This window comes from Streptomyces sp. NPDC088785 (genome assembly GCF_044750685.1).
Taxonomy (GTDB): domain Bacteria; phylum Actinomycetota; class Actinomycetes; order Streptomycetales; family Streptomycetaceae; genus Streptomyces.
Map to the genome: position 1 here is coordinate 189,637 of NZ_JBIVKH010000003.1, position 22,709 is coordinate 212,345.

Sequence of the window (22,709 nt, forward strand, 5' to 3'; positions counted from 1 at the left end):
CAGGGCGGCCCGTTCGGGCCGCCCTGTTTCACGTGAAACAGTCCGTCACAGGCGGGTGACGTCCAGCTCCCCCTGCGCGTACTGCTTGCGCAGCACCTTCTTGTCGAACTTGCCGACGCTGGTCTTGGGGACCGCGGGGATGATGGTCCAGCGCTCGGGCAGCTGCCACTTGGCGACCCTGTCGGCGAGGAACGCGCGCAGCGTCTCGAAGTCCGCGACGGCGCCCTCCTTCAGCACGACGGTCGCGAGGGGCCGCTCGCCCCACTTGTCGTCGGGCACCGCCACGACGGCGGCCTCGGCGACGTCCGGGTGGGCCATCAGCGCGTTCTCCAGGTCGACGCTGGATATCCACTCGCCGCCGGACTTGATGACGTCCTTGGCGCGGTCGGTGAGGGTGAGGAAGCCGTCGGGGCTGATCGTGCCGACGTCGCCGGTCTTCAGCCAGCCGTCCGCGCTGAACTTGTCGTCGGGCCGCAGCGGCTCGGCGCCGGGCTCCGCACCGCCGTAGTAGGCGCCCGCGATCCAGTTGCCGCGCACCTCCAGCTCGCCCGCGGACGTGCCGTCCCAGGGCAGGATCTCGCCGCCGGGGCCGCAGAGCCGCGCCTCGACGCCGGCCGGGAAGCGGCCCTGGGTGAGGCGGTAGGCGAACTCCTCGTCGCTGCCCGGCTCGACGCCCGCCGGGGGACGGGCGACGGTGCCCAGCGGCGAGGTCTCGGTCATGCCCCAGGCGTGGCAGACCCGCATGCCCAGCGCGTCGAACGCCTTCATCAGGGAGGGCGGGCAGGCCGAGCCGCCGATGGTGACCTGGCCGAGCGAGGTGACGTCGCGCGGCTTGGCGGTCAGCTCGGCCAGCAGGCCCTGCCAGATGGTGGGCACGGCGGCGGCGTGCGTGGGCCGCTCGGACTCGATCATCTCGGCGAGCGGCGCGGGCTGGAGGAACCGGTCCGGCATCAGCATGTTCACGCCGGTCATGAAGGTGGCGTGCGGCAGTCCCCAGGCGTTGACGTGGAACTGGGGCACGACGACCAGCGAGGTGTCGGCATCGGTGAGTCCCATCGACTGCGTCATGTTGACCTGCATGGAGTGCAGGTAGATGGAGCGGTGCGAGTAGACGACGCCCTTGGGGTCGCCGGTGGTGCCGGAGGTGTAGCACATGGCGGCGGCCCGGCGTTCGTCCAGCTCGGGCCAGTCGTACGTGGTCGGCTTCCCGGCGATGAGGTCCTCGTAGTCGTGGACCCGGGGGCGGGCGCCGTCGAGCGCGGAGCGGTCACCGGGTCCGGAGACGACGAGGTGCTCGACCCCGGTCAGCCGCGGCAGCAGCGGGGCCAGGAGCGGCAGCAGCGAGCCGTTGACGATGATCACCCGGTCGGCGGCGTGGTTCACGATCCACACCAGCTGCTCGGCGGGGAGGCGGAGGTTGAGCGTGTGCAGCACGGCGCCCATGGCGGGGGCCGCGAAGTACGCCTCGACGTGCTCCGCGTTGTTCCACATGAGGGTGGCGACGCGGTCGTCGTCCCGGATGCCCAGGTCGTCGTGGAGTGCGTGGGCCAGCTGGGCCGCGCGGGCGCCCACCTCGGCGAACGTGCGGCGGTGCGGCTCGCCCTCGCCCGTCCACGTCGTGATCCGTGAGGTGCCGTGCACGCGGGTCCCGTGGTTCAGGATGCGGGTCACGGTCAGTGGTACGTCCTGCATCGTGCTCAGCACGGCGTCCTCCCGGTGGGCGCTACGGAGCAGTAGGGTTTCCGCCGATTCTCACCGCATACCACGCGGTATGTCACTAGTCCCGGGAATGATCGATCAAGCTCAGCGGTGCGCCGGCCGCAGCTCGGGGTCCTCGCGGAGCTTGCCCAGCGCCCGGGACACCGCGCTCTTCACGGTGCCGATGGAGACCCCGAGCACCTCGGCCGTCTGGGCCTCGCTCAGATCCTCGTAGTACCGCAGGACGACCATGGCCCGCTGTCGCGCGGGCAGTTTCGTGATGGCGCGCCACATGGCGTCGTGCAGCGCCTGCTGCTCGGCCGGGTCCCCGGCGGGCACCACCGGCGGCTCGGGCAGCTCGTCGCAGACGAACTCCTCGACCTTGCGCTTGCGCCACTGGGACGTCCGCGTGTTCAGCAGGGCCCGGCGCACATAGCCGTCGAGCGCCCGGTGGTCCTCGATCCGGTCCCACGCGACGTACGTCTTCGTGAGCGCGGTCTGCAACAGGTCCTCGGCGTCGCACGGGTTCGCCGTCAGCGACCGGGCGGTGCGCAGCAGAACGGTCTGCCGGGCGCGGACGTACGACGCGAACGACGGGTACGCCGGGTGGGTACCGGTGTGGGTACGCGTCGCCGGCTCCGATGCGCTGGGGCAGACAGACGCCGGGGTTGGGGTCATGGCTCCACGCTATGAGCGCGCTTTCCCCTCCGGATCGGCCGGAGGTCCCGAAGCGGCGTCCGCCTCAGGTTGTAGGAGGGGGGCTCACCCCACCTCCTGAAGGTGGAGGAGGGGATGAGGGCCCCTGAGGGTTCGGCCCTGAGGGGGCCCGCCCCGAGGGTCCGGCCCCGAGGGTCCGGCCCCGAGGGTCCGGCCCCGAGAGCGCGGGCCTCAGACGATCCGCGCCACCGGGGCGTTCACCAGATTCCGGTCGATCAGCAGGGTACGGCCGCCGTGCCGCTCCTTCACATTGCCCGCGTACTGGTGGATACGGCGCTCGGGGCGCCAGGCGGTCCGGCTGAGCGACGGCTCCCGGTACAGGTGCGGTGCGGTGTGCCAGCGCGCGAACCACACCACCGACGGCAGGTCCGGCACGCCCGCCCGCCGCGCCGACTGGAGGTGCCGCACGCCCGAGTCTGCGCTGCTGTAGAAGCCGGGGACGTACCCCCGCTCGCGCACCTCCCTGCTCCACGCGCGCACGAACGTCAGGGTGCGCTCCGCGCAGGCCCGCTTGCGGTAGTCGTACGCCTCCATGTCGAGGTAGAGCGGGCTGCTCGTCCCGATGCCGACCCGGCCGGCCCGGCGCACCGCGTCGCGGGCCTCCCGCACGCCCTGCGTCCACGGCCGCCGCCCGATGCCGACGCCCTTCTTGTGGCGGGCGCCGACGCACGGCGACTGCGAGCCCACGTACACCGGGAGCACGCTCCACCCCAGGGCGTCGACGGCCCGGGACCAGCCGCGGTTCAGGTGCGGCTGGCTCTTGCAGAACCGGCCGCGGCCGCCGAAGTAGACGCCCACCGCCCGGTAGTCGGAGGACCGCCAGCGCCGCATCGTGTCGCGGGACGGGGTCCGGCAGGTGTCGAAGGCCCGGCCGCGGAAGGTGCGCACCGGCGGCGCCCACGGCGCGGACGACGACGCCTCGGCCCCCGGCGCGTCCGGGCCCGCGGACCCGGCGCCCCGGCTCGCGGCGGCGGCCTGCGGGAGGGTCGCGCCGACGCCGAGCAGCAGGGCCAGGAACACCCCGAATCCCATGATCATCTTTTGTCGGTACATTCGGTACATAGGGCGAGTGAAGGGCCCGCGCGCACTTGGACACCGGGGACACGCGCCCCGTTCAGCCGTCCGCCCCCAGAATCAGACCCGAAGTGGGGACCCCGGTGCCCGCGGTCACCAGGGCCGTCGCCGCGCCCGGTATCTGGTTCACCGCCGTGCCCCGCAGCTGGCGCACCCCTTCCGCTATCCCGTTCATCCCGTGCAGATAGGCCTCCCCGAGCTGCCCGCCGTGGGTGTTGAGCGGCAGCCGCTCCTCGGCGACGAACCCGGCCGCCTCCCCGGGCCCGCAGAACCCGAACTCCTCCAGCTGCATCAGCACGAACGGCGTGAAGTGGTCGTAGAGGATCCCCACGTCGACGGCGTCCGGGCCCATCCCCGCCGTGCGCCACAACTGCCGGGCCACGACGCTCATTTCCGGCAGTCCGGACAGGTCGTCCCGGTAGAAGCTGGTCATCTGCTCCTGGGCTCGGCCCGCGCCCTGCGCCGCCGCGCGGATCACCACCGGCGGCTTCGGCAGATCGCGGGCCCGCTCGACACTGGTGACGACGATCGCCTGACCGCCGTCGGTCTCCTGGCAGCAGTCGAGCAGCCGCAGCGGCTCGACGATCCAGCGGGAGGCGGCGTGGTCGGCGAGGGTGATCGGTCTGCCGTAGAAGTACGCCGCCGGGTTCGTCGCCGCGTACCGGCGGTCCACGACGGCGACCTGGCCGAACACCTCGGGTCCGAGCCCGTACGTGTGCAGGTAGCGCTGCGCCGCCATCGCCACCCAGGACGCCGGGGTGAGCAGCCCGAACGGCAGGTTCCAGCCGAGGGCCGCGCCCTCCGCCGACGGCTCGCGGTGCTGCACGCCGGAGCCGAACCGGCGGCCCGACCGCTCGTTGAACGCCCGGTAGCAGACGACCACTTCGGCCACCCCGCTCGCCACCGCGAGCGCCGCCTGCTGCACGGTGCCGCAGGCCGCGCCGCCGCCGTAGTGCACCCGGGAGAAGAAGGACAGCTCGCCCATGCCCGCGGCCTGCGCCACGGTGATCTCCGGGCTGGTGTCCATGGTGAAGGTGACCAGGCCGTCGACGTCGGCGGGGGTCAGCCCGGCGTCGTCGAGCGCCGCGTGCACCGCCTCGACCGCCAGCTTCAGCTCGCTGCGGCCCGAATCCTTGGAGAACTCCGTGGCGCCGATCCCGGCGATCGCCGCGACGCCGCCGAGCCGGTCCCTGGTCCGCACGCTCATGCCGCGCCCCCGTCGTCCGCCGCGACCCCGGGCACGGTGACCGTGACCGTGCCGGTGACGTGGCTGCCGATGCCGTTCCTCCCGACGACCCTGACCCGTGCCGTCGCGCCGTCCGGGCCGGTCTCGACCTCCGTCACCTCGCCGGTCAGCACCATGGTGTCGCCCGGGTGGTTGGGCGCGCCGAGCCGGATCGCGACCTTGCGCAGCACCGCCGACGCCCCGAAGTGGTCGGTGATGTACCGGCCCACTAGGCCGTTCGTCGTCAGGATGTTCATGAAGATGTCGGGGGAGCCCTTCTGCCGGGCCAGCTCCGCGTCGTGGTGCACGTCCTGGTAGTCGCGCGACGCGATGGCGCCGGAGACGATCAGGGTCCTGGTGACGGGGATCTCCAACGGGGGCAGCACTTCTCCTGCCTTCATGCCGACTCGCCTCCCTCATCCGTGCCGGCGGCGATCAACTCGCCCAGCTCTTGCAGTACTTCGCCGCCGGAACCCAGATAGCCGTCGAGCTGGCGGCCCCACAGGAAGTGCCGGTGCACCGGGTGGTCCAGGTCGGCGCCCGTGCCGCCGTGCAGGTGCTGGCCCGTGTGCACCACGCGCTTGCCCGCCTCGCAGGCCCACCAGGCCGCGGTCAGCGCGTGGCCGCGGTGCCCGAGTCCGGCGTCCCGCCGCCAGGCCGCCTCGTACGCGGTGACCCGCATCGCCTCGATGTCCATGTGGGCCTCCGCCGCGCGGAGTTGGACGCCCTGCTTGGCCGCGAGGGGCCGGCCGAACTGCTCCCGCCGGTTGGTGTGGTCCACGGCTCTGGCCAGCGAGCCCGCGCAGACGCCGGCCTGTAGCCCGGCGAACGCGGTGCGGGCCGCCGCCAGCACGTCCGCGTACGCGCCGGCGCCGCCGAGCCGCTCGGCCGGGGTCGCGTCGAGCACCAGCCGGCCCGCCGACCAGGGCGCCGTCAGCTCGACCGGCTCGCACCGGGCGTCGGCCGCCCGCACCATCCACAGGCTGTGGGTAACTTTTTCGCGGACGGCCACCAGGACGTGCGTGGCGTCCCGCAGCCAGGGCACCCAGGGCACGACCCCGGTCAGCACCGCCCGCCCGGCGCCGCCGGGGCCGGGCGCCCCGTCCGACGCGGGGCCGGGCGCCCCGTCCGACGCGGGGCCGGTCGGCACGCCCGCCTCCGTGTCCGCCGCAGACGCCTGCCCGGCGGGCTCCTGCGGAGTGTCCGACGCGGAGACCATGATCCCCGTACGCCCCGGAAACGCCCCCGTCGCCACGGCGGAGCCGTCCCGCAGGCCCGGCAGCAGCCGCTCCCGCTGCCCGGCCGTGCCGTGCGCCGCGACCGCGAGCAGCCCGTACACACAGCTCGCCGCGAACGGCACCTGTGCCGTCGTCCTGCCCTGCTCCTCCAGCATCAGCACCAGGCCGAGCAGTCCGGTCTCCTCCACGGCGGCGGCCAGACCGGCGGAGCCCAGCGCCTTCCACAACTCGGTGTCCGTGCCGCCGCCGAGGCCCGCGAGCCGCTCCGGTGTGGACAGGTCGCCGAAGATCCGCGCCGCCAGCCCGCGCGCCGCCTCCTGCTCGGGCGTGGGAGTGAAGTCCATGTCAGGCCACCCCGTCCTCGACCGCCCGGAAGACGGGCAGCTCCAGGTCCTCGTCGGCCCGCAGGAAGTCGAGCCGCACGGGCAGCCCGATCCGAACCTTGTCGCAGGGCACCCCGATCACGTTGCTCACGATGCGGACGCCCTCGGCCAGCTCGATCAGCCCCACCGCGTACGGCGGGTCGAAGGCCGGGAAGGGCGGGTGGTGGATGACGACGTACGAGAAGACCGTGCCCTCGCCGCTCGCCTCGACGGTGTCCCACTCCTGACCGCCGCAGGCGTTGCAGCCCGGCAGCCACGGAAAGCGCAGCACGGCGCATCCCGTGCAGCGCTGGACCAGCAGCCGGTGCCGGGCGACGCCCTCCCAGAATCCGGCGTTGTCCCGGTTCACGACGGGGCGCGGCCGGGTCGCCGTCCTCGCGCGCGGCGCCGGGGCGGAACCCCGCCCGGCGGGGGCGTACTTGAGGATCCGGAACCGGTGTATGCCGGCCCGCTCGCCGTTGGCCCGCACGTCCATCCGGGTCGTGACGAAGTGGCCGGTGCCCAGCTTCGTCGTCTTCAGCGGCGACACCGACTCGATCACCGAGTCGTAGGTGATCACGTCGCCGGGCCGCAACGGCCGCAGGTACTCCTGCTCGCAGTCGGTGGCGACGACCGAGGTGAACCCCGCCCCGTCGAGCAGGGCGAACAGCTCGTCATGGGCGGGCGAGCGCCCCTCGTACCCGGACAGGCCGCCCATCGTCCAGGCCTGCAACATCGTCGGCGGCGCGATCGCGTCCGGGCCCCGGTACGCGGGACTGCTGTCGCCCATGGCCTCGCACCAGTGGCGGATCATCGGCCCGTTCACCGGGTCCTTGCCCTCGACGGCCGTCGCCGCGCTGCGCCCCTCGAACGTCTTCAGCTCCTCGTACACCCCGTCCGCCCCGGCCGCCCAAGCCACGCCGTCGCCGTCCCGCACCTCGGCCATGCGCCTCACCGCCTCCCCCGCCGCATCCCCAGCCGCATCGTGGCCACGATCTCCCGCTGCACCTCGCCGACCCCGCCGCCGAACGTGTTGATCTGCGCCGCCCGGTTCATCCGCTCCAACTCCCCGTCCCCCGCGACGGGATCGCCCCCGCCCTCCCCGAGCGGCCCCGCCGCCCCGAACACCCCCGGCGACCCGGACCGCACCCACCCGGCATCGCCCGCTATCTGCTGACACAGTCGATACGTCTCGACCGCGGATTCCGTTCCCGCGAACTTCACCCCGGCAGCGTCCCCGGGGGCCGGCCCACCCGCCCTCAGATCCCCCACCAGACGCCAGCTGAGCAGGCGCGTCGCCGCCAGCCGGGCATGCGCCTCGGCCAGCGCGGAACGAATCCACGGCGCGTCAACCCGGCGTTCGCCCGTCACCGGATCGGGGGTACGGGCGGCGGCGAGCACATCGGCGTAGAAGTCCTCGGCCTGCATCCCGATCGCGGCGAGGGCGACCCGCTCGTGATTGAGCTGGTCGGTGATGAGGCCCCAGCCGCCGTCGACCTCCCCGACGACGTTCGCGCCCGGGACGCGGATGCCGTCGTAGTACGTGGCCGTCGTGGTCAGCCCGCCGACGGTGCGGATCGGGGTCCAGGAGAATCCCGGCGCGTCGGTCGGCACGAGGACGATCGAGATGCCCCGGTGCTTGGGCGCCTCCGGGTCGGTGCGGCAGGCGAGCCAGATCCAGTCGGCGTTCTGCGCGTTGGACGTGAAGACCTTCTGGCCGTCGACCAGCCAGTCGCCGCTCGCCGCGTCCCGCACCGCGCGCGTGCGCAGCGCGGCGAGGTCGGTGCCCGCGGACGGCTCGCTGTAGCCGATCGCGAAGACCAGCTCGCCACTGAGGATGCGCGGCAGGAAGGCGGCCTTCTGCTCCTCGGTGCCGTACTTCATGAGGGTCGGGCCGACGGTGTTGAGCGTGACCATGGAGACCGGCGCGCCGGCCCGGTACGCCTCGTCGAAGAACACGAACTGCTCGTCGGGACCGCGCCCCTGCCCGCCGTACTCCACGGGCCAGCCGAGACCGAGCAGCCCCTCGGCGCCGATGCGGCGCAGCACCGCGCGCTGCCCGGCGCGGTCGTCGGCGGCGGGCGGGCCGTCCGGCATCAACGTGCGGAAATAGGCGCGCAGTTCGCCGCGCAGCTCGCGCTGGCGGTCGGTGGGGGCGAGGTGCACGGCGGCGGCCCTCCCGGACCTCGTACGAACAGGGACGGTCGAGCGGAAGACGGTTTCACGAGTCGCTGGACGGCTTCGCGAGCCTCTGGTCGGCTTCATGGGCCTCTGGTCGGCCCCGCAAGCCGCTGCTCGGCTCCACGAGTTTCTGACTGTCCGTCAGATGTCGTGTGCTGTCAAGAGATCGACCGCCCCCGGCGCGGGACCGCGCGCGGCCGCCGCCGCGCCGCGCACACGCCTGCGCGGCGGTGCCGGAGCACCGCCGCGCGGACTGTCACACACCCCGAGGTGAACCCCTGGCCGGCAGGGGCCCGCGGGTCACCAGAGCTGCGTGAAGTTCACCGCGATGTTGTGGTTGGACTGGTCGATCGCCGTGAAGGCCGAGCCGTTCACCTGAGCGGTGTTGCTCTGGTTCGAGGCGCCGCTGCCGACGGCCTGCTGCTGCGTGGTGGACGAGTTGCCGTTGTTGTCGTGGCCGACACCACTGCCAGTCACCGTCGCCACCCCCGCGTTCGATCCGTTGTCCGCGAACGAGCCGTTGTCCGCGATCGCCACCCCGGAGAAGAGGGCTGCGGCGAGCGGCAGGGCGGCGACGGCGGCGATGGCACGAGCGCTACGGATGGAAGCCATGTCTATTCCTCCAGAACAGGGAGTACGCACGGGGCTCGGACGGGGGTCCGGCACCCGGGAAGTACGGGTTGCGCCAGGGTGGTTGGCCGACCGCCCCGGCGATGTTCACGACGTCGCGGAACCAGAGTTGCCCACCGCATCCCCGGCGAACCACCCCAGAAGCCTCTCTTCACACGCAAGCGTGAGGACATGTCGATAAACCCTCTTCACGCCCACAAACCCCCAGCTCAGTCGCGAATGCGCTATCTCCGGGTGATCACACCCCAGACCCCCCATACGGTGAAGCGTTTCAGCACATTTTTGGTCAATCAGCCCCCGGCCCGCACCCCGGACGGCCCACCCCCCTTCCCTCTCTCGAACATTCGTACGAAAATGAAGCCATGGCCGCCATCGATCCGCACCCCTCCCACCGCCCGCCCCGCGCACCGGGCGCTCCGAACGCGCCCCTCGCGACCCTCGCTCTCGCGCACGCCCTCTCCGCGGCCGCGCGCGGGTTCGCCGTCTTCCCGCTGTCGCGCGGCAAGCTGCCCGCGCTGCCCTCCCCGCACCGCGACGACCCGCGGTCCGTGCCGCGCTGCCACGGCGAATGCGGGCTTCCGGGGCACGGGGTGTACGACGCCTCGACCGACCCGCGCCGGGTGCGCGCGCTGTTCGCCGCCGCGCCCCGGGCGACCGGGTACGGCATCGCCTGCGGTCTGCCCCCGCACCACCTCATCGGCGTCGACCTGGACACGAAGGCCGGCACGAACTCCACGGCTTCGCTGCGCGAACTGGCGTTGCGGCACCTCTTCACCATCCCGGACACGGTGGTCGTGAGCACGCCGAGCGGCGGGCGGCATCTGTGGCTGTCCGGGCCGCCGGACGCCGCGGTCCCCAACTCGGCGGGGCGGCTGGCCCCCGGCATCGACATCCGCGGCGCGGGCGGCTACCTCGTGGGCCCGGGCTCGCGCACCGACCACGGTGTCTACAGCACGGTCCCCGGCACCGCCCACCTCGCGCCGGCTCCCTGCCCGCCGGCCCTGCTGCACCTGCTCACACCGCCGGCCCGCCCGCACACCGCCGCGTCCGGCCCCGGCGGGCAGCACGGCACGGGCCTGGTCCAGTTCGTGCTGGGCGCCCACGAGGGCCAGCGCAACACCCGGCTCTTCTGGGCGGCGTGCCGCGCCTACGAGAACGGCATCGGCGCCGCCCTCACCGACGCCCTCGTCACCGCCGCGCTCCACACGGGCCTGTCCGAACGCGAGGCCCGTTCGACCATCGCCTCGGCGGCCCGGCTCACGGCGGGCGCCTGATCAGCGAGAACCGGCGCCGCGGAGGCGCCGGCCGGGAGAGGATGCCCACGGGTGCCACCGGGGCTCCCCCGGAGACAAGGACGACATCGTGACCGACTGGCGAAGACCGGCGACAGCGGCAGCGCTGCTGCCCCTCGCGGCCGTGGCCGCCTGCACGGGCGGCGCGGACCGGCCGGCGCAGGACGGAACACCGGCGCGGACGCCCCGCGCGACGGCGTCCGCCCCGGCCGCGCGTGAGCGGTCGCTCGAACACCAGGTCCAGACGGCGTTGGGCATCACGGCGACGGAGGACGACGACCCGACCTTCGTCGAGGGCGGGAGCGAACGCGTCGCCGACGGCATCCACACCCGCCCCGCCCTGCCGCGCGGCCGGTCCTACACCCTCACGGTCGTGTGCTCCGGAACGGGCACTGTGCGCCTGTCCGTCGTCGCGCGCGAGCACACCGAAAAGCCCCTCACCTGCGACGGAACTCCCACCCACGTCCGCATCACGGGCACCGCGGACCCCGTCGAGATCGACGTGGAGCCGCTGCCCGACGCGTCGGGGATGACGGCCTGGCGCGTCGACCGGGTGCCCCGCGGCGCGTGACCCCGGACCGGTGGGCCCTGCGCGCGAAGGCCCCCGACCGGTGTTGCTGGTCGGGGGCCTTCAACCTTGCGCGGTGGGTGTGGGATTTGAACCCACGGTGACTCTCGCCACGACGGTTTTCAAGACCGTTCCCTTAGGCCGCTCGGGCAACCCACCCCGCGCTCATGACGGCTCGGGGCCGTCGTGGCGCGGGGACCAGGGTAGCGGGTCCGCGCGGTGGGGCTGTCAGTTGCTGTCGCCCTTGCGCTCGCCGAGCGTCACGTCGACCGTGTGCTCCTTGCCGTCACGCGTGTACGTGAGCTTCACGGTGTCGCCGGGCTTGTGCGTCCAGATCTGCCCGATCAGGGTCGGGCCGGAGTCGACCACCGTGTCGTCGAGCTTGGTGATCGTGTCGCCGGACTTGAGGCCCGCCTTGGCCGCCGGGCCGTTCGGCGTGACCGCCGCGGAGCCGCCCGCGCCCTGCTCGGTGATCGTCGCCCCGCTGGTGTTCTCGTCCATGGAGACGGTGGCGCCGATGACGGGGTAGACCGGCTGGCCCGTCTTGATCAGCTGCTGGGCGACCATGTTGGCCTGGTTGATCGGGATGGCGAAGCCGAGGCCGATCGAACCGGACTGGCCCGAGCCGCCGAGGCCCCCGCTGGAGGCGGACTGGATGGCGGAGTTGATGCCGATCACGTTGCCGTTGCCGTCGAGGAGCGGGCCGCCGGAGTTGCCCGGGTTGATCGAGGCGTCGGTCTGGAGGGCGCTCATGTACGAGGCCTTGCTGCCGCTGGAGCCGTCGCTGGAGGCGACCGGACGGTCCTTGGCGGAGATGATGCCCGTCGTCACCGTGTTCGACAGGCCGAAGGGGGCGCCGATCGCGATGGTCGAGTCGCCGACGGCGACCTTGTCCGAGTTGCCCAGCGTCAGGGGCATCAGGTTGTTCGGCGCGTTCTTCAGCTTGATGACCGCGACGTCGTAGCCCTGCGCGTGACCGATCACCTCGGCGTCGTACTTCTTGCCGTTCGAGAACGTCGCCGACAGCTTGCCGCCGTCCACGGCCTCCGCCACCACGTGGTTGTTGGTGAGGATGTGGCCTTCCTTGTCGTACACGAAGCCCGTGCCGGTGCCGCCCTCGCCGTTGTTGCCCTCGGCCTCGATGGTCACCGTGCTGGGCATCGCCTTGGCGGCCACCCCGGCGACGGTGCCCGGGTCGCGCTTGACGTCGGCGGGGCTGGACGCGGAGACGGTCGTGGAGCCGGAGCCGCCGTCGTCGTTGCGCTCCGCCGCCCAGTAGCCGACGCCGCCGCCGACGACGCCCGCGACCAGCGCGGCCGCGATGATCCCGGCCACGAGACCGCCGCGCCTGCCGCCCTTCTTGGGCTGCGGCTGCTGGTAGGAGGAGCCCCAGGCCGTCCCGTCCGCGCCTCCGGCACCGCCGCCCGACGCGTACGCCGGTACGGCCGGCGGCGGGGGCGGCCAGTCGCCCACCGGCGCGGAGCCGCCCGTCGCGGGCGCTCCCTCCCCGGCGTGCGCCCCGGGCGCGCCCTGCGCTCCGTACTGCTCGGCGGGCGCCCCTGGCGTGCTCTGCGCTCCGTGCTGCTCACCCGGCGCCCCGGATCCGCCGGGCGCCGCTCCCTGCTTCACCGTGTCGTACCCGGCCCCCTGGGGCGCCGACGGGGCGGGCCCCGGCGCGGGCGGTGCGGGAGTAGCGGGAGCGTCCACCGGCACGGGAGGTGCGGACGGGGCCGGGGGGACCGAAGTGCCCTCGTTCTCGGTGCTCACAGCTTTCTCTCCTCGATCCACGGGCTGTCGTGTCGCCAGTCAGGTTGTGCGGGTACCCGATCTTCTTCGGGCTGAAGCGATCCTGAACCATCACCCTGTGATCGCTCCGGTCGCTCTTGATTGTCACAGCCCGCTTCGATCCGGGCGGCGGCCGCGGCGCGTCGGGCGTCGCTCACCACTCCGGACGTCGGCATGGTCCTGTCACGGTCCAGTCGTGCTGTTGTACGCCGTCAGCTTTTCCCACCGGGCGTCAGGGCACCATAAGACGTTCCTGTGCGCCCGCTGACATCCTTTATGTCGGACGAAACGGACGCATCCGCACGGCCGAACTTTCTCGTCGGCGCGCCGCGCGGTGGCACCATGACGCGGTGACCCACGCACCACAGCAGCGCATCCAGGTCGTCGCCCACCGCGGAGCCTCGGAGGACGCCCCCGAGCACACCCTGGCCGCGTACAGAAAGGCGATCGAAGACGGTGCGGACGCCCTCGAATGCGATGTGCGGCTGACCGCGGACGGCCACCTCGTCTGCGTCCACGACCGGCGCGTCAACCGCACGTCGAACGGCCGCGGCGCGGTCTCCGCGCTGGAACTCGCCGACCTGGCCACCCTCGACTTCGGCTCCTGGAAGGACCGGGAGGAGGGCCCGGACTGGGCGGGCAGCGCGGCCGACACCTCCGTCCTGACCCTGGAACGCCTCCTGGAGCTGGTCGCCGACGCCGGCCGACGGGTGGAACTGGCCATCGAGACCAAGCACCCGACACGCTGGGCGGGCCAGGTCGAGGAGCGGCTGCTGCTCCTCCTGAAGCGGTTCGGCCTCGACGCCCCCGCGCCCGACGAACCCTCCCCGGTGCGCGTGATGAGCTTCTCCTCGCGCTCCCTGCTGCGCGTCCAGGAGGCGTCCCCGACCCTGCCGACGGTCTACCTGATGCAGTTCGTCTCCCCACGTCACCGCGAAGGACGCCTCCCCAGGGGCGTGGGGATCGCGGGCCCCGGCATCCGCATCCTGCGCAGCCACCCCGGATACGTGGAGAAGCTCGCGCGCGCGGGCCACCAGGTCCACGTCTGGACGGTGAACGAGCCCGAGGACATCGACCTCTGCGTCCGGCTCGGCGTCGACGCGATCATCACCAACCGCCCCGCGGCCGTGCTGGAGCGCCTCGGCAGGGGATGATTTCCGGCCACCTTCGCCGCGGACGTCACGGGGAGTGCTCCGGCGCGTTCGGTGCGTATTCGATCGTTACGAGTGCGTCACCGCACGTGGATTGGCCGGTTTCCGGTCCAGTCCAATGGGGCATCCACTCCGTGGCGTGGGGCAAAGGAGGTCTCGGGGGTGGCGTTGGTGGTGGCACAGGAGGTGCCCGCTTCGTCGAGCATGGCCGTTCCCCATGGCCCTGCGGGCGTGGGCGAGGCAAGACACCGGATGCGGGATCAGCTCCGCGTCGGCGGGGTGCCGGAATCGGTCGTCGACGATGCGGTCCTGATCCTTTCCGAACTGCTCAGCAACGCGTGCCGGCACGGCAGGCCACTGGGCGACGATCCGGCCGGTGACGGCGACGTGCGGGCCGCCTGGCGGGTGGACGAGCGCGGCTGCCTGACGGTCGAGGTGACGGACGGCGGCGGCCCGACCCGCCCGGTTCCGGCCACCCCGTCGGTCACCGCACGCGGCGGCCGCGGGCTCAACATCATCACGGCGCTCTCCGACGACTGGGGCGTACGGGACGACCGCCGGGGCGAGGTCACCGTCTGGGTGGTCGTACACAAAGACGTGCACGCCCGGGGCGCGGCGCACCGCCGCGACGACTTCGCGACGCGCATCGCCGCGCCGCCCGTCACCGAGCTGTCCGGCCTGGACTTCGCGGACGCCTTCGACGACCTCGGCTGACCCGGCCCCCAGGCCGCGACCGTGCGGAGTCCCACCCGCGTCCCCACGAGGGGCTAGGCTCGCGCCCGTACTCAAGAGAGCCGTACCCGGGAGACACCGAAGATGGCCAAGAAGCGCCCTCAGACCAAGGGCAAGCCGCACGTCACCGACGGGACGATCCCGGTCGTCGGCGCCCGCGAACCCTGCCCCTGCGGCAGCGGCCGCCGCTACAAGGCCTGCCACGGCCGGGACGCCGCGCACGCGGTGACCGAGCTGGTGCAGCGCCCCTTCGAGGACCTCGCGGGCGAGGGCGACTGGGTGGCGCTGCGCGAGCTGGTGCCCGCCGCGACCGTGGAGCTGACCCTGAAGGACGGGCTGCCCGACGGCGTCCCGTCGGTCACCCTCGCGACCGTGCTGCCCATGGCGTGGCCCGCGCTGCGCCGTGACGACGGCTCGGTCCTGCTGGGCCTGCAGAACGACACGTCGTCCGGCGACCTCAGCCGCGACCTCGCCGACACCCTGCTGCGCGCCCTGGAGGCCGAGCCGGGCAACCCCGTGCAGGCCCGGCGCGCGCCGGCGGACGGACCGCGCCTCCAGGACGTGCTCGACCCCGACGGCGCTTTCGAGCCGGTCGTGCACACAGGCTTCGAGTTCTGGGTCCCCGACTCGGAGAACGCGTCGGGCGACGTGGCCGCCTCCCTGGAGCGGGCCAACGCCGCGGCCATCCCCACCGTGCGGCTGACCGGGGTGGACAGCGCCTACTGGTGCGAGACCCCGGAGAAGAACCACCTGCGGTGGGTCATGCCGCACCCCGAGGAGAAGCTCCTCGACGCGCTCGCCCGGCTGCACGCGGCCGGCACGTCCTCGCTCGGCGAGGGCACCCGGCTCGTCGGCTCCTTCCGGGCGCACGGTCTGACGGTGCCGGTGTGGGACCTGCCGAGCGCGGTCGGGGCCGACGACATCGAGAAGCCGGCCGCCGAGTTCGCCGAGCGGCTCGCCGCCGCGCTCGCCACGGACGCGCCGCTGACCGCGGACGAGCGCCGCGCGCGCGGCGGGCTCACCAACCGTCAGGTGACCCTCAGCTGATCCACCGCCCGCGTCGGGCCCCGGCCGTCGGGCTGACCGACCGGTCAGCCGCTCAGGGGCCGGGACACGCCGTCCGGACAGGGTGACTCCGGTCACAACTCCCAGTAGTCGCAGGTAAATCCATGTCCGAATAGAAGAGATCGAATTTGCTAACCGGCGATCTCTTGTTACCGTTCAAGTAGCCCGGTTGCTGGTGCATCCCCCGTCGCCAGCAACCGGGCGCTTTCATGCCCGCTTCCCGGCAGGACGGCTCAACGCCCCTGCGGTGGTGCCGAATTGCTGCCCGAGCGCAGCAGCAGCGGGCCCTCGCCCGTCGCCGCGTACTCCGCGACCGCCGCGTACTCCGCGGCCCGCCCGCGGGTCGGCTCCCGGGGCGTCTCGCACAGCCCCGGCTCGTCCTCCGCGCCCGTCGCGCAGTGGATCTGCACCGTGCGTCCGCCGGGCGCCATCAGGGTCAGGACGGCGTCCAGTTCCGCGCCCGTCGCGTTGCGGTAATAGGTCCGCCCCCAGGTGTCCCGGCCCTGCGTGAGGACGCACGTCTGCGCCTCCACGCCGTCCGGGGAGGTCAGTTGCGGGCCGCAGTGGGTGGCCGTCGCGAGGCCCAGGCCGAGGCTCCTGAGGAGCGCGGAGTCCCGCGGCCGCGGGGCGTCGCCCGCGGTGTCCCGCGCGGGCGCGTCGTCGACCTTGTCCGCCGTGCCCGGCCGGGGCGGCTCCGCCTGCTCCGCGACCGGCCGCGCGGGCTCGTCTTCGCCCACCGGACCCGCGGCCGCGCCCGCCAGCGGGAGCACGGCGGTGAGCACCACCACGGCGAGCAGTCCGAGCAGTCGCAGGCGCGCCCGGGGACGCTCCGGTGCGGGACGGTGCGGGGCGTCGGGGAGGGGTGGCGCGGCGGGCATGCGCCGAAGATATCGGCGCACACCCCGCACCACGGCGCGCCGCGCGCCCGATCCCCCTACATCTCGGGCGCGCTCACACCCGTACGAGTGAGGGCGTCCACGACCGCGTCGACCACGGCCTCCACGCCGGGCACCCAGGGGGCCGCCGATCCCGGCAGCGGCGCGCGCTCCCAGCGGACCTGTCCGGCGCCCGTGCGGGACGGCGGCAGCGCCACATAGCCGCCCTCGCCGTGGAAGCGCAGCGAGCCGGGGACGAAGTCCTGCGCGTACAGCAGCTCGCCGAGCTGCTCAAGGGAGTACGGCGCGACGAGGATGAAGAGCCGCTCCGGGGTCGCGATCACCGGGCCGAGCCGGATCTCCCTGCGGTCGAGGGTGGCGAGCGCGCGGGCGCCCGCGACGGCCGGCAGGCTCACGGCGCAGGGCGCGCGCCCCTCCAGTGCTCCGACCGCCGGTCCGCCGTCCGGCCCGTGGTCCGGGCCGGCCCCGGATCCCGCGCGGGCGCCGGGCTCCCCGCGGGCACCCGTCGGGGCGCCCGTGGCGAGCACGATCGGCGCCGCCGGGCGGTTGGTCCACCACCAGCGCACCATGCGCGCGTCCGTGGTCGCGGCGAGCAGCCCCGGGTCGAAGGGGTGGGCGCCCGGCACCGTGCACTCGGGGTCCGGGCAGGCGCACCGGACGCCGTCACGGCGTCCCGCCGCTTCGAGCCCTATGCCCGGCAGAACCGGCCACCGCCACGCCGTCGCGAACGTGAGGGCCGCGCTGATCAGGTCAGACTTCCCGCTGTCACGCCTGGACAGGAGCCTGCGTCGCCTTCCGAGGATCTCGCGCATGAGCGCTCGTTCCTTTCCGTAGCCGAAGAGAACGCTATGGGCCACATCGCACCATGTGTCGATCAGTCACTGCGCGTACGTGCTGGAGCGCCCGACCCCGGCCGGAAGCACCGGCCCGGGGCAGGGGGTAACCCCTATAGTCCGTGCGCCTGCTGCGTCCTTTGAAAGCCTGGCGTGGGGTGGCGACGCCTGGCGTTTGCCGTCCCGCGTATTTCTCGCCGTCTCCCCCACGGGAGGATGGGCACGGTCGTCATGGGTTAAGACGCCCGGGTCCGTCACCAGGTTCCCGGGTGGATCGTGGCGGATCCCAACTGCCCCTGGTCTTCACCGAGTACGTACCCCGCACGGCCGTGATGACGCTCTGGTGACCACAGCTGAACGAGGCCAGTCGATCGCAATACACCGATCACTGAGTCGTTTTTTGGCCAAGTTGGAGCGATCTGGATCGAGGCGAGATCGCCAGTGGATCAAGGAGGGGACAAGATCTCTTTACCTCAAGAGGCACTTCCACACCAGGAACACCGGGAAACCCCGCAGGACAATGCTGGACATCCCCTCTCCACTGCGTGTAGATGTGGAGACATTGCTAGCGGCGCAGAGCTAATAAGGCTGACATGGGGGTTTGCGATGCTATCGAGCAATATGCACCGGCCGGAAAGCCGGATGTCATGACGGCCCCCCGTCTGCCGAAAGTGGCTGGAATCGATTCCCCTCCTGGACAGGTTCCCTCTCCCGCCCACGCGGTCGCGCCCGCACCCGCCGTCCCCCCGGCGCCGTCCGTCCCGCCCGCCCCCGGCGCCGCGGTCCAGGACCGCCTCGCCGGCTGGGTGTCGGATCTGACGACCCTCCACGAACTCACGGAACGGCTGACCCGTACCGCCGCGCTGGAGGACGCGCTGCACGAGCTGCTGCGCGCCGGAGCCGCCCTCGTCGGCGCCCGCCGCGGCCTCGTCGTCCTGGAGCCGGGCGACGGACTCGGCCCGGACACCACCGTCGGCCTGGGCCTGTCCCGGCCCGATCTCGGCCACATCGAGACGGTGCCGCGCGGCGCGACCTCGTGCGGACGGATCCTCGACGGACTCAGCACCGACCCGGAGGCGCGCGCCGACCTGCTCGCCGAGGACGGGCTCGACCCGCGCCACCGCGAGGTCGCCGCCCGCCTCGGCTTCGCGGCGAGCTACGCGCTGCCGCTCGCCACCGACGCGGCGGGGCGGCTGGGCGCCGCGGTCTGGCTCTACGACGAGCCGGCCGAGCCCGGCGAGCGCCCCCGCCACCTCATCGGCCTGTACGCCGCGTACGCCACCGAGCACCTGGCCCGCCTCCTCGAACGGGAGCGCACGCGCGCGTGGGCGGACACGATCGCCGAGGAGCTGCTGCCCGCCCGGCTGCCCCGGGTCCCCGGTGTGCAGCTCGCCGTACGGCATCGCACCGGGCCGCGCGGCGGCGGCGACTGGTACGACGCGCTGCCCCTGCCTGAAGGGGCGCTCGGCCTCGCCGTCGGATCGGTCACCGGCTCCGGCGCGAGCGCGGTCGCCGCGATGGGCCGGCTGCGCGCGTCGCTGCGCGCGTACGCCGTCATGGAGGGCGAGGACCCGGTCGCGGTCCTGTCCGACCTGGAACTGCTGCTGCGGCTGACCGAACCCGCGCGCAGCGCCACCGCGCTCTTCGCCTACTGCGAGCCGGCCCAGCGCACCATCGTCCTGGCCGGCGCCGGGCACACCCCGCCGCTGGTGATCGGCGAGCGGCGCACCGAGTTCGCCGAGACGACCCTGTCGGCACCGCTCGGGATGCTCGCCTGCTGGGAGGCGCCGAGCGCGGAGATCACGCCGGAGCCGGGCGAGACGGTCCTGCTGTACACGGACGGCCTGCTGCGCCGCACCGGCGACGCCATGGACCGCGCCTTCACCCGGCTGCACGCCGCCGCGTCGAGCGCTTCCCGAGCGGTCCGCGAGGACCCCGACGCCCTCGTCGACCACATCCTGCGCACCGTGCTCCCCGACGGTCCGGACGCGGCCGACAGCGACGAGGACGTCGTGCTGCTCGCCGCGCGCTTCGAGTAGGCGCGCACACACGGCCGGTGAGCGGCCCGGTACCGGGCCGTCCGGCCCTGGACCCCCTTCCGTACGCTCGTACGATGGAGGGGGTCCATCGCCGTATTCAGGCTGTATTCAGGAGGAACCGTGTCGGAGGAGCTCACCCCGGAAACCCCGGAAGAAGAGCCCATCAAGCAGCGCAAGAACGGCCTCTACCCGGGCGTGTCGGACGAGCTCGCCGAGAACATGAAGTCCGGCTGGGCCGACACCGAGCTGCACGACCTGCGGCCGATCGCGCAGGCCGCCGAGACCGCCGCCCGCCGTGCCGCCCTGTCCGCCCGCTTCCCGGGCGAGCGCGTGGTCGTGCCCGCGGGCAACCTGAAGACCCGCTCGAACGACACGGAGTACGCCTTCCGCGCCTCCGTCGAATACGCGTACCTGACCGGCAACCAGACGGAGGACGGCGTCCTCGTCCTGGAGCCCACGGCGGACGGCCACCGCGCCACGATCTACCTCCTGCCGCGCTCGAACCGCGAGAACGGCGAGTTCTGGCTCGACGGCCAGGGCGAGCTGTGGGTGGGCCGCCGCCACTCGCTGACCGAGGCCGCGACGCTCTACGGCATCCCCGCGTCCGACGTGCGCGAGCTGCCGGACGCGCTGCGCGGGGCCACCGGCCCGGTGCGCGTCCTGCGCGGCCACGACGCCGCCGTCGAGGCCGCCCTGACCGACAAGGTCACCGCGGAGCGCGACGAGGAGCTGCGCGTCTTCCTCTCCGAGGCGCGGGTCGTGAAGGACGCCTTCGAGGTCGGCGAGTTGCAGAAGGCCGTCGACTCGACCGTGCGCGGCTTCGAGGACGTCGTGAAGGTCCTCGACAAGGCCGAGGCCACAAGCGAGCGCTACATCGAGGGCACGTTCTTCCTTCGCGCGCGCGTGGAGGGCAACGACATCGGCTACGGCTCCATCTGCGCCGCCGGCCCGCACGCCTGCACCCTGCACTGGGTCCGCAACGACGGCCCGGTCCGCGCGGGCGACCTGCTCCTGCTGGACGCGGGCGTCGAGACGCACACGTACTACACCGCCGACGTCACCCGCACGCTGCCGGTCAACGGCACGTACAGCGACATTCAGCGGAAGATCTACGACGCCGTGTACGAGGCCCAGGAGGCCGGCATCGCGGCGGTCAGGCCGGGCGCCAAGTACCGCGACTTCCACGACGCCTCGCAGCGCGTGCTCGCCGAGAAGCTCGTCGAGTGGGGCCTGGTCGAGGGGCCGGTCGAGCGCGTCCTGGAGCTGGGGCTCCAGCGCCGCTGGACCCTGCACGGCACCGGCCACATGCTCGGCATGGACGTCCACGACTGCGCGGCCGCGCGCACCGAGGCGTACGTGGACGGCACGCTGGAGCCCGGGGTGTGCCTGACCGTCGAGCCCGGCCTGTACTTCCAGGCCGACGACCTGACGGTGCCGGAGGAGTACCGCGGTATCGGCGTCCGGATCGAGGACGACATCCTCGTCACCGAGGACGGCAACCGGAACCTGTCGGCCGGGCTGCCGCGCCGGTCCGACGAGGTCGAGGCGTGGATGGCCGGTCTCAAGGGCTGACCCGCTGCGGATTCCGTCCGAAGGGCCGTGGCGTCGCGTCACGGCCCTTCGGCGTCCCGGCCGGGCCGCCGCCGGAAAGGTGCTCAGACCGCTGCCATCAGCGGCGACGCCCCGGTCCGCCACTTGAGGATCTTGTCGAAGCTGACCACGGCGCCGCCCCGGCCCGGCTTGTTCACGACGTGCACATGATCGGCGAGTTCCCGGATGAGGCACAGGCCGCGGCCGTTCTCCGCGTGCGCGGGCACGGGCCGGCCGAACGCCCGGGCCCTGCGCGTCGGGAAGCCCGGGCCCGAGTCGGCCACCTCGATGCGGCAGGTCTCGCCGTCCAGATAGGCGGTCACGCGGTACGCGCCCGAGGTGCCCCCGGCGGCCGCGGAGCCGCCGTGCTCCACCGCGTTCGCACACGCCTCGCTGAGCGCGACCGACAGGTCGTAGGAGATGTCGGGGTCGACGCCCGCGGTCTCCATGGTGCCCATGAACAGGCGCCTGGCCAGCGGGACGCTCGCGGCGTCGCGGCGCAGATGGAGGGACCACCAGATGCTCATGCTCCAGCCTCCAGGTCGCGGCTCGACATACCGTTACGTATTGCCTCCACCGGCCTTGCGCAATCACGGAGTTGAGGTGATTGCGCCCATATAGCCGACGCGCGGACCCGCGCGGACCGCACACGGGCCGCTATAGGGGGAGATTCGGGACCTTGTGGACCTGCCGCGTGGGGAGGGTGGGCCCAGTGCGATGATGAGCCCGCCATGACTGCCCCCCACGGATGCCGCACGTACGGCGCTTCCGACCTCCGGATGCTGAGGGCCGCGGTGTTCGCCGCGGTCTGCGTCGTGCTGTCCGCGGCGGGGCACGTCCTCGGGTCGACCGCCACCGTGCCGCTGTGGACGCTGGGGCTCGGCTCCCTCCTCGCCTTCTGCGCGGCTCTGCCGCTGGCCGGGCGCGAGCGCTCGCTGCCGGGCATCGCCGCCACCCTGGGCGCCGGGCAGATCGCCCTGCACAGCCTCTTCGGCCTGGGCCAGCAGCACGGCTCCATGGCCATGGACACCGCCCCGCCGTCCGTCGTGGAGCGCGCCGCCCAGCTCATGTGCGGGGCGGGCGCCTCGGCGCTCAGCCCGGCGCAGGCCCGCCGGATCCTCGACGACGCGGGGGTGCAGGCGGCCGGCGGCCACCACGACATGGTGATGGGCGGCGGCTCCTCGATGGCCCTGCTGCCGTCGCTGCCGATGCTCATCGGCCACCTGCTGGCCGCGGCCGGCGCCGGGTGGCTGCTGCGCCACGGCGATCTCGCCCTGGGCCGCATCGTGCGGCTCTCGCGGCATTCGGCGCAGGGAGTCGCGGCGGCGGCGCGCGCCCGTGCCCTGCGCGCGGCGCTCGCGCTCGTCCGCGCCCTGCGGGCCGGGCTGCCCGGAGCGCCCGGCGTGCTCCCGCGCGCCGCGCGGACCGGGTTCGTCGCACCACCGGCGCCGCGGGCCGCGGCGCTGGCGCACTCGGTGATCCGGCGCGGGCCGCCCGCCGACGCGTTCCTTCTCGCCGCCTGACACGGCCTCTCTCGCTCCTCCGCGCAGTGCGTGGGGTGAGGTGTGCCGTGCGGCACACGCGTACCCACCTTTTTCGTCGCCTCAAGGCGGGCCGTTTCGTCACGGCCCCC

The 22,709-nt window shown here is 73.3% G+C and carries 21 protein-coding genes and 1 tRNA gene; 8 read left to right on the forward strand and 14 right to left on the reverse strand.

Annotation, left to right across the window (positions count from 1 at the left end):
• Nucleotides 1-45 precede the first annotated feature (45 nt).
• The 9 genes from ACIP5K_RS11475 to ACIP5K_RS11515 form a co-directional block, all read right to left on the reverse strand.
• Nucleotides 46-1,692 carry a long-chain fatty acid--CoA ligase gene (locus tag ACIP5K_RS11475; protein ID WP_401408972.1) on the reverse strand — a complete coding sequence of 549 codons (1,647 nt, stop codon included), beginning with the start codon at nt 1,690-1,692 and terminating at the stop codon, nt 46-48.
• A 111-nt stretch (nt 1,693-1,803) separates the two neighbouring features.
• A complete protein-coding gene (locus ACIP5K_RS11480) occupies nt 1,804-2,376 on the reverse strand; it encodes a SigE family RNA polymerase sigma factor (protein ID WP_401407948.1) in 573 nt (190 codons plus the stop codon).
• 210 nt (nt 2,377-2,586) lie between these two features.
• Nucleotides 2,587-3,453, reverse strand: coding sequence for a DUF1906 domain-containing protein (locus tag ACIP5K_RS11485; RefSeq protein WP_401407950.1), 867 nt, complete (start codon nt 3,451-3,453; stop codon nt 2,587-2,589).
• A 76-nt stretch (nt 3,454-3,529) separates the two neighbouring features.
• On the reverse strand, nt 3,530-4,696 hold the full coding sequence (locus ACIP5K_RS11490) for a lipid-transfer protein (RefSeq protein ID WP_401407952.1): 1,167 nt from the start codon (nt 4,694-4,696) through the stop codon (nt 3,530-3,532).
• A complete protein-coding gene (locus ACIP5K_RS11495) occupies nt 4,693-5,115 on the reverse strand; it encodes a MaoC family dehydratase (protein WP_401407954.1) in 423 nt (140 codons plus the stop codon). The genes ACIP5K_RS11490 and ACIP5K_RS11495 overlap by 4 nt, the downstream gene beginning before the upstream one ends.
• Complete coding sequence (locus ACIP5K_RS11500; protein ID WP_401407956.1) at nt 5,112-6,296, reverse strand: acyl-CoA dehydrogenase family protein; 1,185 nt, start codon at nt 6,294-6,296, stop codon at nt 5,112-5,114. The genes ACIP5K_RS11495 and ACIP5K_RS11500 overlap by 4 nt, the downstream gene beginning before the upstream one ends.
• A gap of 1 nt (nt 6,297) precedes the next feature.
• Entirely contained in the window at nt 6,298-7,260 is a 963-nt protein-coding gene (locus ACIP5K_RS11505; RefSeq protein WP_401407958.1) for a bifunctional MaoC family dehydratase N-terminal/OB-fold nucleic acid binding domain-containing protein, read from the reverse strand.
• Between the two features lie 5 nt (nt 7,261-7,265).
• Nucleotides 7,266-8,480: an acyl-CoA dehydrogenase family protein gene (locus ACIP5K_RS11510; protein WP_401407960.1), complete on the reverse strand. Its 1,215-nt coding sequence runs from the start codon at nt 8,478-8,480 to the stop codon at nt 7,266-7,268.
• 315 nt (nt 8,481-8,795) lie between these two features.
• Nucleotides 8,796-9,107, reverse strand: a complete 312-nt coding sequence (locus tag ACIP5K_RS11515) for a hypothetical protein (RefSeq protein ID WP_401407962.1) — start codon at nt 9,105-9,107, stop codon at nt 8,796-8,798.
• Nucleotides 9,108-9,487: 380 nt separating this feature from the next.
• Here ACIP5K_RS11515 and ACIP5K_RS11520 point away from each other — a divergent pair, with 380 nt between their 5' ends.
• Together ACIP5K_RS11520 and ACIP5K_RS11525 are read left to right on the forward strand one after the other, a co-directional pair.
• Entirely contained in the window at nt 9,488-10,399 is a 912-nt protein-coding gene (locus ACIP5K_RS11520) for a bifunctional DNA primase/polymerase (RefSeq protein ID WP_401407964.1), read from the forward strand.
• 88 nt (nt 10,400-10,487) lie between these two features.
• Nucleotides 10,488-10,988, forward strand: coding sequence for a hypothetical protein (locus ACIP5K_RS11525; protein ID WP_401407966.1), 501 nt, complete (start codon nt 10,488-10,490; stop codon nt 10,986-10,988).
• Between the two features lie 71 nt (nt 10,989-11,059).
• On the opposite strand, the gene ACIP5K_RS11530 is transcribed toward ACIP5K_RS11525, so the two are convergent.
• Nucleotides 11,060-11,144, reverse strand: a tRNA-Ser gene (locus tag ACIP5K_RS11530).
• 69 nt (nt 11,145-11,213) lie between these two features.
• Nucleotides 11,214-12,752 (reverse strand): S1C family serine protease, encoded by a 1,539-nt coding sequence (locus ACIP5K_RS11535; RefSeq protein ID WP_401407968.1) that lies wholly within the window; start codon nt 12,750-12,752, stop codon nt 11,214-11,216.
• Between the two features lie 368 nt (nt 12,753-13,120).
• Here ACIP5K_RS11535 and ACIP5K_RS11540 point away from each other — a divergent pair, with 368 nt between their 5' ends.
• The 3 genes from ACIP5K_RS11540 to ACIP5K_RS11550 all read left to right on the forward strand — a co-directional run bounded on the left by ACIP5K_RS11540 (nt 13,121) and on the right by ACIP5K_RS11550 (nt 15,700).
• On the forward strand, nt 13,121-13,924 hold the full coding sequence (locus ACIP5K_RS11540; protein ID WP_401407970.1) for a glycerophosphodiester phosphodiesterase: 804 nt from the start codon (nt 13,121-13,123) through the stop codon (nt 13,922-13,924).
• Between the two features lie 72 nt (nt 13,925-13,996).
• Complete coding sequence (locus tag ACIP5K_RS11545; RefSeq protein WP_401407972.1) at nt 13,997-14,635, forward strand: ATP-binding protein; 639 nt, start codon at nt 13,997-13,999, stop codon at nt 14,633-14,635.
• A 102-nt stretch (nt 14,636-14,737) separates the two neighbouring features.
• A complete protein-coding gene (locus tag ACIP5K_RS11550) occupies nt 14,738-15,700 on the forward strand; it encodes a DUF5926 family protein (RefSeq protein WP_401407974.1) in 963 nt (320 codons plus the stop codon).
• 251 nt (nt 15,701-15,951) lie between these two features.
• Here the strand turns inward: ACIP5K_RS11550 and ACIP5K_RS11555 are convergent, their stop codons facing one another.
• Both ACIP5K_RS11555 and ACIP5K_RS11560 read right to left on the reverse strand, forming a co-directional pair.
• Entirely contained in the window at nt 15,952-16,596 is a 645-nt protein-coding gene (locus ACIP5K_RS11555) for a hypothetical protein (RefSeq protein WP_401407976.1), read from the reverse strand.
• Between the two features lie 56 nt (nt 16,597-16,652).
• Nucleotides 16,653-17,426 carry a bifunctional DNA primase/polymerase gene (locus tag ACIP5K_RS11560; protein ID WP_401407978.1) on the reverse strand — a complete coding sequence of 258 codons (774 nt, stop codon included), beginning with the start codon at nt 17,424-17,426 and terminating at the stop codon, nt 16,653-16,655.
• Between the two features lie 668 nt (nt 17,427-18,094).
• Here ACIP5K_RS11560 and ACIP5K_RS11565 point away from each other — a divergent pair.
• Nucleotides 18,095-19,486: a PP2C family protein-serine/threonine phosphatase gene (locus tag ACIP5K_RS11565; protein ID WP_401407980.1), complete on the forward strand. Its 1,392-nt coding sequence runs from the start codon at nt 18,095-18,097 to the stop codon at nt 19,484-19,486.
• Nucleotides 19,487-19,606: 120 nt separating this feature from the next.
• Nucleotides 19,607-21,058 carry an aminopeptidase P family protein gene (locus ACIP5K_RS11570; RefSeq protein WP_401407982.1) on the forward strand — a complete coding sequence of 484 codons (1,452 nt, stop codon included), beginning with the start codon at nt 19,607-19,609 and terminating at the stop codon, nt 21,056-21,058.
• 83 nt (nt 21,059-21,141) lie between these two features.
• Here the strand turns inward: ACIP5K_RS11570 and ACIP5K_RS11575 are convergent, their stop codons facing one another.
• Nucleotides 21,142-21,603 (reverse strand): ATP-binding protein, encoded by a 462-nt coding sequence (locus tag ACIP5K_RS11575; RefSeq protein WP_401407984.1) that lies wholly within the window; start codon nt 21,601-21,603, stop codon nt 21,142-21,144.
• Nucleotides 21,604-21,807: 204 nt separating this feature from the next.
• On the opposite strand from ACIP5K_RS11575, the gene ACIP5K_RS11580 reads away from it, so the two are divergent.
• The gene (locus tag ACIP5K_RS11580; protein WP_401407986.1) at nt 21,808-22,599 is read left to right on the forward strand and encodes a hypothetical protein; all 792 of its coding nucleotides are present in this window, start codon (nt 21,808-21,810) and stop codon (nt 22,597-22,599) included.
• The last annotated feature ends 110 nt before the right edge of the window (nt 22,600-22,709 follow it).

What these genes read in the sequence shown, in the direction of transcription:
- ACIP5K_RS11480 (WP_401407948.1), bottom strand. Translation starts at nt 2,376, where the DNA reads ATGACCCCAACCCCGGCGTCTGTCTGCCCCAGCGCATCGGAGCCGGCG.
- ACIP5K_RS11485 (WP_401407950.1), bottom strand. Translation starts at nt 3,453, where the DNA reads ATGATCATGGGATTCGGGGTGTTCCTGGCCCTGCTGCTCGGCGTCGGC.
- ACIP5K_RS11495 (WP_401407954.1), bottom strand. Translation starts at nt 5,115, where the DNA reads ATGAAGGCAGGAGAAGTGCTGCCCCCGTTGGAGATCCCCGTCACCAGG.
- ACIP5K_RS11565 (WP_401407980.1), top strand. Translation starts at nt 18,095, where the DNA reads ATGACGGCCCCCCGTCTGCCGAAAGTGGCTGGAATCGATTCCCCTCCT.
- ACIP5K_RS11550 (WP_401407974.1), top strand. Translation starts at nt 14,738, where the DNA reads ATGGCCAAGAAGCGCCCTCAGACCAAGGGCAAGCCGCACGTCACCGAC.
- ACIP5K_RS11515 (WP_401407962.1), bottom strand. Translation starts at nt 9,107, where the DNA reads ATGGCTTCCATCCGTAGCGCTCGTGCCATCGCCGCCGTCGCCGCCCTG.
- ACIP5K_RS11490 (WP_401407952.1), bottom strand. Translation starts at nt 4,696, where the DNA reads ATGAGCGTGCGGACCAGGGACCGGCTCGGCGGCGTCGCGGCGATCGCC.
- ACIP5K_RS11520 (WP_401407964.1), top strand. Translation starts at nt 9,488, where the DNA reads ATGGCCGCCATCGATCCGCACCCCTCCCACCGCCCGCCCCGCGCACCG.
- ACIP5K_RS11555 (WP_401407976.1), bottom strand. Translation starts at nt 16,596, where the DNA reads ATGCCCGCCGCGCCACCCCTCCCCGACGCCCCGCACCGTCCCGCACCG.
- ACIP5K_RS11560 (WP_401407978.1), bottom strand. Translation starts at nt 17,426, where the DNA reads ATGCGCGAGATCCTCGGAAGGCGACGCAGGCTCCTGTCCAGGCGTGAC.
- ACIP5K_RS11580 (WP_401407986.1), top strand. Translation starts at nt 21,808, where the DNA reads ATGACTGCCCCCCACGGATGCCGCACGTACGGCGCTTCCGACCTCCGG.
- ACIP5K_RS11505 (WP_401407958.1), bottom strand. Translation starts at nt 7,260, where the DNA reads ATGGCCGAGGTGCGGGACGGCGACGGCGTGGCTTGGGCGGCCGGGGCG.
- ACIP5K_RS11500 (WP_401407956.1), bottom strand. Translation starts at nt 6,296, where the DNA reads ATGGACTTCACTCCCACGCCCGAGCAGGAGGCGGCGCGCGGGCTGGCG.
- ACIP5K_RS11475 (WP_401408972.1), bottom strand. Translation starts at nt 1,692, where the DNA reads ATGCAGGACGTACCACTGACCGTGACCCGCATCCTGAACCACGGGACC.
- ACIP5K_RS11575 (WP_401407984.1), bottom strand. Translation starts at nt 21,603, where the DNA reads ATGAGCATCTGGTGGTCCCTCCATCTGCGCCGCGACGCCGCGAGCGTC.